11 protein-coding genes are annotated in these 12,062 nt (G+C 40.6%); 1 reads left to right on the top strand and 10 read right to left on the bottom strand.

Annotation, left to right across the window (positions count from 1 at the left end):
* Positions 1-16: 16 nt before the first annotated feature.
* Genes INT04_RS09555 through INT04_RS09570 form a run of 4 tightly spaced genes read right to left on the bottom strand, consistent with a single transcriptional unit; the run spans position 17 to position 5,315 of the window.
* The gene (locus INT04_RS09555) at positions 17-1,069 is read right to left on the bottom strand and encodes a sialidase family protein (RefSeq protein ID WP_193015899.1); all 1,053 of its coding nucleotides are present in this window, start codon (positions 1,067-1,069) and stop codon (positions 17-19) included.
* Between the two features lie 22 nt (positions 1,070-1,091).
* Entirely contained in the window at positions 1,092-2,021 is a 930-nt protein-coding gene (locus INT04_RS09560) for a dihydrodipicolinate synthase family protein (RefSeq protein ID WP_193015900.1), read from the bottom strand.
* 10 nt (positions 2,022-2,031) lie between these two features.
* Positions 2,032-3,678: a signal transduction protein gene (locus INT04_RS09565; RefSeq protein WP_193015901.1), complete on the bottom strand. Its 1,647-nt coding sequence runs from the start codon at positions 3,676-3,678 to the stop codon at positions 2,032-2,034.
* Positions 3,679-3,728: 50 nt separating this feature from the next.
* Positions 3,729-5,315: an FGGY-family carbohydrate kinase gene (locus INT04_RS09570; RefSeq protein WP_193015902.1), complete on the bottom strand. Its 1,587-nt coding sequence runs from the start codon at positions 5,313-5,315 to the stop codon at positions 3,729-3,731.
* A 441-nt stretch (positions 5,316-5,756) separates the two neighbouring features.
* Between INT04_RS09570 and INT04_RS09575 the strand changes: the two genes are divergently transcribed.
* Positions 5,757-6,185 (top strand): hypothetical protein, encoded by a 429-nt coding sequence (locus INT04_RS09575; RefSeq protein WP_193015903.1) that lies wholly within the window; start codon positions 5,757-5,759, stop codon positions 6,183-6,185.
* A 51-nt stretch (positions 6,186-6,236) separates the two neighbouring features.
* Here the strand turns inward: INT04_RS09575 and INT04_RS09580 are convergent, their stop codons facing one another.
* The 6 genes from INT04_RS09580 to INT04_RS09605 all read right to left on the bottom strand — a co-directional run bounded on the left by INT04_RS09580 (position 6,237) and on the right by INT04_RS09605 (position 12,052).
* Positions 6,237-6,989: an ABC transporter ATP-binding protein gene (locus INT04_RS09580; RefSeq protein ID WP_193015904.1), complete on the bottom strand. Its 753-nt coding sequence runs from the start codon at positions 6,987-6,989 to the stop codon at positions 6,237-6,239.
* A gap of 24 nt (positions 6,990-7,013) precedes the next feature.
* Positions 7,014-7,829 (bottom strand): ABC transporter ATP-binding protein, encoded by an 816-nt coding sequence (locus INT04_RS09585; RefSeq protein ID WP_193015905.1) that lies wholly within the window; start codon positions 7,827-7,829, stop codon positions 7,014-7,016.
* Positions 7,807-8,676, bottom strand: coding sequence for a nickel/cobalt ABC transporter permease (opp1C, locus tag INT04_RS09590; protein WP_193015906.1), 870 nt, complete (start codon positions 8,674-8,676; stop codon positions 7,807-7,809). Before opp1C ends, INT04_RS09585 begins: the two co-directional genes overlap by 23 nt.
* 2 nt (positions 8,677-8,678) lie before the next feature.
* A complete protein-coding gene (gene opp1B / locus INT04_RS09595; protein ID WP_193015907.1) occupies positions 8,679-9,605 on the bottom strand; it encodes a nickel/cobalt ABC transporter permease in 927 nt (308 codons plus the stop codon).
* 74 nt (positions 9,606-9,679) lie between these two features.
* Entirely contained in the window at positions 9,680-11,254 is a 1,575-nt protein-coding gene (nikA, locus tag INT04_RS09600) for a nickel ABC transporter substrate-binding protein (RefSeq protein ID WP_193015908.1), read from the bottom strand.
* 15 nt (positions 11,255-11,269) lie between these two features.
* Entirely contained in the window at positions 11,270-12,052 is a 783-nt protein-coding gene (locus tag INT04_RS09605) for a class I SAM-dependent methyltransferase (protein ID WP_193015909.1), read from the bottom strand.
* Positions 12,053-12,062 lie beyond the last annotated feature (10 nt).

Genomic DNA, 12,062 nt, shown 5'->3' on the forward strand with positions numbered 1-12,062 from the left:
CCCTTTCTCCACATTTTTATTGAGTAGCTACTAACTGCTGATAAACAATGTTTTTTCGATTCCAAGTAAAGGTCACGTGTAGGGTATTGTTTTCAGCAATAATAGCCGGATATGAAAATTCGCCTTCCCCATCGAGTAAATCGAATGGTTCAGACCAAGTACTGCCATTATCGGATGAAAGACTGACGGAGATAGGATAACGACGACTCCAGTTACCTGAATTCGGGTTATACACCAATGCCAGTTGACCATCTGCGAAGGAGACGACATCAATGCCGCTATTATTATTTGGTAATATTGTTGCATAAGCCGGGCACCAACTGCGCCCATAATCCGTTGAATCGCTACGATAAATCGTACCGCGCGTACTCCGCATCATGGCATGCACATGCCCAGACTGGGATTCCCATAGTGTTGGCTGTATCACGCCATCCCATTGAAAAACGCGTTGTAGATCAGTCTCCCATAAGGCATCATCCTTTAAACCTTGCCAGATTTCATGTTCCGCTTGTTCACCTTTATGATGTTCAATCGGAATATCCACTCGCAACCAGTGTTGACCGTTGTCACTCGAAATATCGACAAACGCATCCCAGAATTGGTCATCCTCAACCGACCCAGGTGCCAACCACTCGCCATTCGACATCACTAATACTTTGTTCTTCACAGGACCTCTAGGTGCTACATCACCAGAAACCAATTCACTCGGTAAACTCCAGCTATTTCCGCCATCCTTCGAGATAACGTATTGGGTCGTCCAACAATGTACATCGGGACCCGTTTTATAAAACAGCCAGATATTACCTGTTGATGGGTCAACATGTAAAACTGGATTCCAGTGCGCAACACCCGGATTTTTAACAACAGGCTGAGCGTGTTGCCAATGATCACCCTCTTTTATTGCCAGCCAGATAGCGGTATTGCCACTACCTTCTTTATCGCCAGCAAAAAAAGCGGTTAACAAACGCTCAGAGTTAGGCACACGCACAATCGTTGAAGCATGGCAGTGATTAAAAAGTGTATGTGCATCATCGAGCACAAACTGGGTTTCCTTCATCACGAAAGGCATATTCCTACTCCTGTGTCCTAAATTAATCTAACGAAAGCCATTTTTTCATGTTTTCACCCAATGCCGTCATACTATTGACGGCAGAAGGGAAAAATGAGTTTTCAAACTGGCTGCTGTTACGGGAACGGCAGACCAGTGTGCTGAAGTTACCCATCAGGCGCTGATGATATTTAGCGCATGCGGGATAATCCAGTGTTTCGGTCATCGCTGCTGTTGATAAATAATCGGCTAATACCGCAGCCTGCTCTGGTTTATCCTTCCAATTTTCATAAAGCCAAACATAAAGTTCTGGGTGGAAGTTTGCCATAACACCGCTATACGCTTGACATCCCGCTTGGAATGACGCTAATAACGTTTGACTGTTGGCGTTTGCAAGATGCAAGCGAGTCCCTTTTGATAATGCCAAACGACGTTCTATCATCGGAAGAGAACAGCACGTATCTTTGATAAAGGTAAAGCGATCACTTTGTGCACACCACTCTACAATTTCTTCAGATAACAATCGCTTGTAAGGATAAGGGCATTCATAAATACCCAAATCAATCTCTTTAGGTACTACATTGGTTAAGATTTGCAGTGTTTCTAACGCGTGATCATCTGACTCCCCAACAAGCGCCAAGCGATTACTGATCATAATAACGCCATCAACGCCTGTACTCGCCATTGCCTGCAATTGTTCTTTTTGCTGGCTTAACGCGGTTGCCGTATGACCCGAAGCCACTACAGGAACTCTTCCATCAACTTTTGCGACGATAAAACGGGTCAGTGCTTGAGTTTCCTCATCACTTAAATAAAACATTTCGCTTGATTGACAGACGGCAAATAATCCATGTACACCCGAATCGATATACCAGTCTATAAGGCGCTCTAACGACGCCCAATCAATCTCCCCTTTAGCATCAAAAGGGGTTAGCATAACAGGCCAAACACCGACGTATTTTTGCTGACTCATCATCAATTCCTTACAGTAGGTTAATGGCATCACCAGCCACTTTCACTTGGATACCTTGTGTCAGTGCTTGAGCAACAAAGGCTTTTAGCACAAACGCCAGCTTGTCTTCATCAATATAAGCCACGGTAATGTGGTTACTTTGATGTCCCGCCATAAGGTCATCACGAGTCACGCCATCTAACGTACAGTTTAATAATGGCCATTCGTAGTTAGTTGCTCTACGGCGACGTTCAAATTCGGCTTCAGGTAATTCTACCGCCACACCCGTACCGATATGCATAATCACATCCGTACCTTCATAGTGCGCACGACCCCATAACAAGCGTCCTGCTTTACCTTGACCTGCAATAGTTGAACCGCCTTTAGGGAAGAACATCGCAGGCTGACGATAACCTGTCGCCCCTTTTAAGCCACCTTTGAGGTGTTCAAAAGGAACTGATCCTGAAATCTCCATATCCCAGTAGAATGTTCCTTCATACTCACTACCCCAACGAATATCATGCAGTGTGGTTTCTGCCGGTAATCCCAATGAGGTTAATAAACGCCATAACATCGTTTGAGGAATAGCCGTTCCCATATCCACTTCGTTGATACAAGGAATGGGTGTGTTAGGGCAGATAATTTCGCCGTTTTCATCTGGCAATGGGAAACGCGCGGTTGAACCAATCGCGCCTTCAGCAAAATCAGATGCTGGGCAACAATCTTTCAAGCCCTGCTGATATTGCACACCCACTGCTGTTAGACCAAAACGTTTTACGAAACGCGCCATTGCAATCATCATGGCGCACTGCTCCATCACCTGTTCACGAGTGAGTTCCGTTTTGTCATCTTGACCAAACATAAACGTCATCCCGTTATCTTCGTACCACTGTAAACATGCCTCTCTTAATTCTGCTGGTACTTTCGCCATTTCGACCAGTAACGCAGATTGAGAAAGGGATTCAATGGGCATACCAATATTGATCATGGCCTGTTGTGGGAAGACTCCGTTAATCATTCCCATACAGAATGTATCGAACAATCCTATTATTTCTTTATTTTTAATTATGTATTCGCCGACTTTACGACCCACTTCGCCAGCTTCTGTCGCCATTACCCTGTGTGTTGGCGCAATATCTGTAAGATAGCTAAGCTTATGATTTACATAGCCATACTTTAACCAAGTTGCTAAGCCATCAACAAAGAATTCATCATCAAACTCTTCTGACCATAAACGTGAATAATTTTTACCTAAACTGGTCATCGTACCCGCTAAACACAACATGCCCACCAAACCCGGCCATGTACCATCGAAGTTCGCTAGCAATAAAATAGGGCCACGATGATGTGCTAATGAAGAGGCAATATGGTGTGAATATTGCCATGCGGTTAATAACACAATAACCGGCGCATCAGGATCGATGGCGGCAAACATATCGCAACCTTCACGTTGACTACTGATAAAACCATGACCACGCGCTTCATTAATTTTATGAGCACGCTTCATTTTGTAACCTTGAGCGTCTAATGCTGCGGCCAGTTTATCTTCAAATTTTTTCTGCACAGGCCAGCACGTTACGTTTGCAGGCTCACGTAAGTCTGCGTTTGTTACCATCAGGATCTCTTTATGACCTGCAGTGATGGTGGTTGGTAATTTTGGTAGGTTTAAGTTCAACATAAGATATCCCTGGTAAGGTAAACTCGGTTCATAATCGGAAAAATTTGTGGTTAGAAATCTGACATCATTTCGTTATAACGCTGCTGATCTTGATACATCTGCAAATAAATTTGATACTTAGCTTGATGAAAGGCAAACGTGTCGCTATCTGGTGTGATAATGCCACCTTCTCTCACCATTGCACTGGCCGCTTTTGAGAAATCATCGAAGGCTTTACACGCCACAGCACCTAATAATGCAGCCCCTAAATTCACCGCATCCTCTTCTTGTGCTAAATGAATTTCACGACCTGTCGCATTAGCATATTCGCGTAGCCACAATGGATTTTTCGTTGCTCCACCACACATCACAATACGATTGATTTGATGTCCAGCATCTTCAAGTGTGTCGATAATATGGCGTGTGCCATAAGCAATGGATTGCAGTGTCGCAAGGTAATAACGTGCCAATGCAACACGACCACTTTCCAGCGTTAACCCACTTACCATGCCTTTTGCAGCAGGATTGGCGCGCGGAGAACGATTGCCATGATGGTCAGCTAAAACATGAAACTGTGTGGTTGGATATTGTTCATTCTCTTCCAATTCAGCAACGGCTTCGTTTAATAAGGCATAGTAATTAACGCCTTTTTCATTCGCTTCTTGCTCTAAGTCAGCCCAGGAACCATGACGACGAATAGACCATTCAACTAACGCCCCAGCAGCACTCTGACCGCCTTCGTTTAGCCATAATTCAGGTAACATCGCGCCAAAATAAGGCCCCCAAACACCGGGTACCATAATGGGATATTGGCTCACAATCATATGGCAGTTAGACGTGCCACTGATAATGGCTAAGCTGCCTTCAGGTTGTGATGCCGTTAATGCCAAGCCGCCTGCATGCGCATCAATAATCCCAGAAGCAACAATAACTCCCGTATGCAGACCAAATGCCTTGGCAACAGATTCATCTAAACAACCTGCTTGTTCACCTAATGCCAGAATGGTTTGGGGTACTTTTTCTAATAATTCATCCAATCCGACATCCGCTAACAAACTTTCACTAAATTGCCCTTGATGGGCTAAATAGTTCCATTTACAGGTTAATGTGCAGGTACTTGCGACATCACCTGAGGTAGCTTTCCACACTAAAAAGTCGGCTAAATCAAAGAATCGCCATACCTCTTGATAACGCTCTGGGTAATGGTTTTTTAACCATAAAATTTTGGGTAATTCCATTTCAATACTGACTTCGCCACCGACATATCGCAGTGAAGGATCATTAGTCAGGTTGATGGTCACCGTTTCTTGGACTGCACGATGATCCATCCACATAATGATATCGTGTTCAGTATTACCGCTTGGCGAAACAGAAAGCCCTTGACCTGCTTTACCCACAGCAACCAACGAACAGGTGGCATCAAAACCAATAGACTTTACATGAATAGGGTCAATAGCAGACAACTCCACTGACTCTTTTACGGTATGGCAAACCTGTTGCCAAATATCAGTGGACGATTGCTCAACAAAATCTGTTTTCGGACGAAATTGGGCAATAGGGCGAACAGAAAAGCCTAAACGCTTTCCATGGCTATCAAATACCGCTGCACGGACACTGGCTGAGCCAACATCAACGCCAATAAAATATTGTTGTTCCATGCGAACCCTCATCATTTGCTAACGCTATGCTAATTTTTGCTACTTCGAGTTAGCAAGTTAATTCGAGCATGATGAAAAAACAATCACAATAAGATTGGTTTGTGATGCAGATCTATATTGATAATGTAACCAATTGATTATATTAATTATTTTTTATTCGCATTTATTGGCAGATAAAAACGATTACTGAATCGATTATGTTCGTTATAAATCTAACGAACATATTATTAAATACGTTATTTTACTTAGTTAAGTCATAAACTCTGCTTATTCTTAGCCCATTTTTTTATTAAATAAAAACACCTTATTACTCATTATTCGTGTTATTTAAAACAAGCGTAAAAACTAAAAATAACAGTATTCCTATTGCTATAACTTCTTATTGTTTTATTTTTAATGCGTTAATTTAAATTTATATATTCTTTTTTGGAGCATTTAATTATGTTGAAAAATATTGCCCTTAGCCTTTCTCTACTTCTTATTTCTTCTTCTTCCTTTTCAGCGACATTAGCTGAAAAAGAATTACACCAAAAATTTGAAGATAATATTCAATCTCGTGTTGTCGATTTAAATAAAAGTTGTGATTCTGCAATAAAAGTGGCTTTTGACTGGTCAGCTTTTAGTGCGGATGATTTAAAAACAGCGGGTATTGATGGTTATTGCAGTGAAGGACTGAAAGGTGTGATAAATACGTGTGAAAGCTCTAAAATTGCACAAGAGACAGTAAAAGAAAAAGTGCAGAATATTACCTGTTCTAAAGCAACACCACGTAGTATTGAACTTAAAGAAGGCACGCTGAATTTTGGTATTGATTTCAATGCCTCAAATGATGCGAAAGCCGTTCAAGAACACTTAATGAATAATCTCTAAATAGAGTAAATTCAGTAAACAGCAATGCTTAAAGGTATTGCTGTTTATTAATTAAATAACAGATTGAATCAGTTTTTTAGAATAATCATGTGTAACATGACCTAAATTATTTACCTCACATAATTCAATCTTCTTACCTTGTAAAAAAAACATTACTTTATCGCAGAAATAAGCCACAGTTTGAATATCATGACTAATAAACAAATAAGATAATTGGAATTCATCTTTTAGTTGTTTTAATAAATCTAATATCTGTACTTGGGTAGGAATATCTAACGAGCTAAGCGCTTCATCTAATACAATCAATTTAGGGTAAGAAGCTAATGCACGACATAAACATATGCGTTGTGCTTGTCCACCTGAAAGCTCATAAATATAACGCTGATAACAATTTTTAGGTAATTCTACTTTATCTAAAAAAGCAAAAATAAGGGTTTTAAGTGCTTGATGACTAATATTTGGATTAGTGATTTTAATAGGCTCAGCAATAATTTCGCCTACCGTTAATGTGGGATTAACGGATGTCATATAATCTTGAAAAACAATACTAATAAGACCTTGGCGATGAAGTCGCTTTGTCACTGATTTATTATTCAAATAGATAGCACCACTATCTGGTAATTCTAATCCACAAATTAAACGTGCTAAGGTACTTTTACCACTGCCACTTTCCCCCACTAAACCAAAAGCTTCTTGAGTATTTATATTAAAAGAAAGAGCGTCAATGACCTTCACTTTTTCACCGAATAAAGTGCTATTTCTTTGAGTATAAAACTTACTGATATTCTCAACGTTTAATAACATAGCGTCTCTTTTATTATGATGATATTAATCTGTTTTCTGATTAATCAATTGCTCGAAACGTAATGAAAGCTGTTTCCGTGCATTAATTAAATAACGCGTATATTCCTGCATTGGAGAGGTTAAAACGGTTATTTTATCACCAAACTCAACCCTTTTTCCCCCTTGCATCACGACAATATCATCAGCAATTTCATTCACCAGCCCTAAGTCATGGGAAATAAAAATCAGCGTTGAGTGATGAGTCGTTACGACATACTGGAGCAATTTTAAAATCTCTCGACGAAGAGGCGCATCAAGTGCCGTTGTGGGTTCATCAGCAATAAGTAATTTAGGCGATAATGCGAGCGCAATCGCAATCATCACACGTTGTAACTGTCCACCACTTAATTGATGCGGAAAAGATTGCATAACAGATTGAAATTGATTGGGAAAAACCTGTGATAATGCGCGCTGTGTTTCTTCTATTGCTTGCTTTTTAGTATAAGTGAAATGGTAAATTAACGTTTGGCAAAATTGCTTCCCTATTTTCATCAAGGGATCAAACGCACTCATACCGTTTTGTACAATCACACCTAAAGATGTTCCCAACAAAGCTCGACGTTGAGAAAGTGCTTCGTGACTGATTTTCTTTCCTTCAAATAAAATCTCCCCAGACATTGCCAATTGTTCCGGCAGTAAGCCCATAATGGCTTTGCTTATCAAACTTTTACCACTGCCACTTTCTCCAACAATGGCTAATGTACGCCCTTGTGTTATAGAAAAAGAGATATCCTCAACCAACACCTTTCCACTTTCTTTATGAAAAATAGAAACATGCTCAAGCGTCAGTAAGTTGTTCATGCTTTTCTCCTACTGACTGACGATTATCGGGATCAAACACATCACGCAAAAAATCTCCCCAGAAATTAAATGCCGTCACCACAAGGGTGATAGCAATTCCTGCGGGTAACATCTGCTCAGGGTGTAATACCATGACATTTTTCGCTTCACTGAGCATATTTCCCCATTCTGGGGTTGGTGGTTGTACGCCTAACCCTAAAAAAGAGAGTGCAGAGATCATTAAAATAACACTACCAATATCTGTTGATGCTAAGACGATAGTTTCAGCAAAAGTCACAGGTAATAAATGACGTCGCAAAATATGATGAGAAGGCGCACCAATCACGCGAGCGTAAGCAATATAATTGCGGTGTGAATATTGACGAACAACCCCTCTGATCATTCGGGCATACCATGCCCACTTCACTAAAATAACGGCAATTAAGATATTACCCATGCCTGGCCCCATGATACCCACCAGCGCTAAAATCATAATTTCGGCGGGGAATGACAAAACCACATCACATAATCGCATAATTAATGTGTCTGTTTTGCCATGGAAAAAACCGGCTAACATCCCCATTAGCCATCCTATTATCAATGTGACGCTCATGGCAAATAAGGCATAAAATACCGTGGTTCTTACACCAAATAATAATCTTGAGAAGATACAACGCCCTAAATTATCCGTACCTAGCGGATAATCAAAACTCATGGGCTGAAATTTCAGACGTATTGCCGTTAATGTGGGATCATGCGGTGCTAGCCAAGGGGCAAATATACCCGCAATAACCACAATCGTGATCACCAATAAACACAATTGCGCACTTTTGTCTTTTGCAAGTCGTTGCCAAAATAGTTGCCACATGATTAGCGCCTTAACCGTGGATCAGCCATCATTTGAATAACATCCATCAGAAAATTAAAAAAGAGAAATAACAGCGACATCAATAAAATATAGGCTTGTATCATCGGATAATCACGACCAAATATGGCGCTGATGCATAGCCGTCCAATTCCTGGCCATGCAAAAATATTCTCTATCACCACGGTGCCTGCAATCAGCTTTGGAATACTCATGCCCAACGCCGTTAAGCTGGAATACAGCGAATTACGTAAAATATGACGACGTAAAATAAGGTTATCGGGTAATCCACGGGCTTTGGCATAAAAGACATAAGGCTGATGCCATTGATTTAGCATCGCGCCTCTTAATAGCCGTAAATAAGTGCCGATATACCCCAAAGAGAGAGCCAGCGCAGGCAAAATAACAGATTGAGGCGATAACATACCACTAACAGGCAGCCAATCTAAATAAACAGCGACTCCCCAAATCAATAGCAATCCCAGCCAATAATTAGGAATGGCCGTTAAAATAAAGACAATAAAACGAATGCTTTTATCGGTAAAACTTTGAGGTTTAGCCACACACCACAATGCTAAAGGCAGTGCCAAAATAATCGTAAAGAATAAGGCCGTTGAAGCCAACCAAAGTGTTGGTGGTAATGCTCTTAGCATCTCTTGAATAACTGGCGCTCTGGTCAGGAAAGATGTACCAAAATCAAGCTGAAATCCTGCCATTAACCATAAAAAATAACGGGTGAAGAACGGTTTATCTAACCCTAATTCATGGCGCATTCCTTCAATAGCTTCGGGTGTTGGCACTATTTCATTCACACGTAGTGCGACTTCTGCAGGATCAGACGGCGCGAGCGCTAACAGAGTAAAAGCAATAAATGAAATGATCAGTGCCAGCGGAAATATCGCCAACATTCGCCAGAATATATAACGTAGCATAAAGTTTAATCAGTGTGGCACGTTGTTTATGCAAGGTGCCACACTTCTCTGAGTTAATATGATTAGCGCTTTAATTAAGGCTTAAAGTGCATTTTTTCAAACGGTATTTCATATTGAGACGGATTAAAGCCCACATTATCTAATTCACTGCGGTGAATTGCCTTAGTACGAGAATACGTTAATGGGATATAAACCGCTTGATCGGCTAGTGACGTAAACAAGGATTTATATAATGCCTGACGGCGTGTTTCATCAGGTGTAATTAACAGCTCACCAATCATGGCATCTAGCTGTGCTTTGTTTGCTAACCCTTTTTGTCCTTGATAATCGGCATGAGCCGGTATTCTAAACGACGAAACAAAAGATGCCGGATCGTAAGGTGTTCCCCATGAAAGTGAATATTGTAAATCGAAATCACCATTTTTTTGTCTGTCTAAATAGGCTTGTTTCTCTTCACCTAAGATCGTTAAACCAACCCCAATCTTTTTAAAGTCATCTTGAATAAGCTCAGCTATCTCTTTCTCTACAGCGTTATTTACATTGTAAGAGAGCAATAATTGCAGCTTCTGACCTTGTTTTTCGCGAATTGTCTCACCTTTTGGCAATAACCAGCCTTCTGCTTCTAATAATTCAACCGCGTTAGCTGGCTGATATGTATAGGTTGGCGAACTAAAATCACAATAAGGCACACTGCGCGCCATTAAGGTATCAGCCACTTTTTCACTGCCTGCTAAGATACCTTGTGCAATACCGTCTTTATCAACCGCATATTGCAACGCTTGGCGAACTTTTTGGCTTGAGGTCATGGCACGACTGCTGTTTAACACAATGGCGCGTGAGGCAATAGGTGCGCTCATTTCTGTTTTGAATTTATCTGATGCCATAAGAGCCTCAAATGAATCCATATCTAACATATCGCCATCTGCACCAAAAATAAGCTGAATATCACCCTTTTGCAGAGAAAGTAACATGGTTTGTCTGTCTGGGATCACCCGCCACATTACGCCATTTAATACGGGCTTTTCGCCCCAATAATTCGGGTTAACCTTAAATTCTGCGTATTGATCTTTTTTATGCTCAGTTAATATCCAAGGCCCTGTCCCAATATAGTTCACAACGCCCATTTTTGTTTTACCATCAATAAAAGAATTAGGCGAAATAAAACGGAATGGACGTGTTAAGCCTAATTCCGTTAGTGTTGGGTAATAAGGATTTTTTAGATTTAATTTAACGGTAAATTCATCAACAATTTCAACATTATCAATTTGACGAACTAACTCTAACCATGCATGACGTTCATAGTTATCTAATACTGCTTCAATGTTTAATTTTACTGCTTTCGCATCAAACGGTTCACCATCACTAAACGTCACATCATGGCGTAAGTAAAAGGTATAACTTTTACCCTCTGGGGAGATATCCCAACGCTCCGCTAAATAAGGTGCAACGCCTTTCTCGGTATTTAACACTAACGATTCAAATACCATGTTTTGTGCTGCCATCTCGCCAGAATAGAGATGCGGATTTATATCACGAATATCTTTTGTGCTGGCGTAATCCAACATATTATTGCTTTTATCTGCCAACGCAGGAAATGCACATGCCAATGAGAGTAATAGTGTTGGGAGCACTGCAAATAAGGGTTTCACGTTATTCTCCTTTTATTATTTATGTATTGTTTTTTGTGCATGGATCATAAACATCGGTGTTGACCCGTAATTAATTTTTTCTTCTTCGTTCCACACAAAATCACCAATACAAGTATCTATCATATATCGGTTAAAACCGACCTCTAACAGGGTATTAATATCCCATTGAGGACGTTTTATTTGGCTTAATGGGAGTTGGCGCGCAATGCGTTCCATCTCTTTGGTATCTGTATTCACATAGTGATCTTCAACTTGCTCTTCTACTGAACGCGCTCTATCTGCCACAAAACCTTGCCAATAATGTTCATCAAAAAGGTGTAAATACCAGTTAGCATCAAAATTAATTAAACTGCCACCCGGTTTTAATACACGAAACCACTCGGCATAAGCCTCTTGAGGCGCTTTTAAATTCCAAGTGACATTACGGCTAACAACAAGATCAAACTGCTCACTAGCAAATGGCAGTTGATGCACATCACCACGAATAAATTGAATATTCGCCTTGTGCGTTTGTGCATTCTGTTTAGCTTCAAGCAACATGCCTTCAGTGGCATCGATTGCCGTCACATCATGGCCCGATAACGCTAATAAAATAGCGAAAAAACCTGGCCCTGTACCAATATCAAGGACTTTTAAGGTTTCACCTTCTTTAACATGCCCCAATAATAAATGACGCCATTTCTGTTGTTTCTCACTCAGCAATTCCTGTTGATTAGACTCACTGTAACTTTCTGCTCTGATATTCCAGTAGCGAGTTACATCATTAAGTAATGGGTTATTATTTATTTTATTTGTCATCAGAAACCTG

Origin of the sequence: Proteus sp. FME41 (genome assembly GCF_014897315.1) — a bacterium.
In the GTDB taxonomy this organism is placed as follows: domain Bacteria; phylum Pseudomonadota; class Gammaproteobacteria; order Enterobacterales; family Enterobacteriaceae; genus Proteus.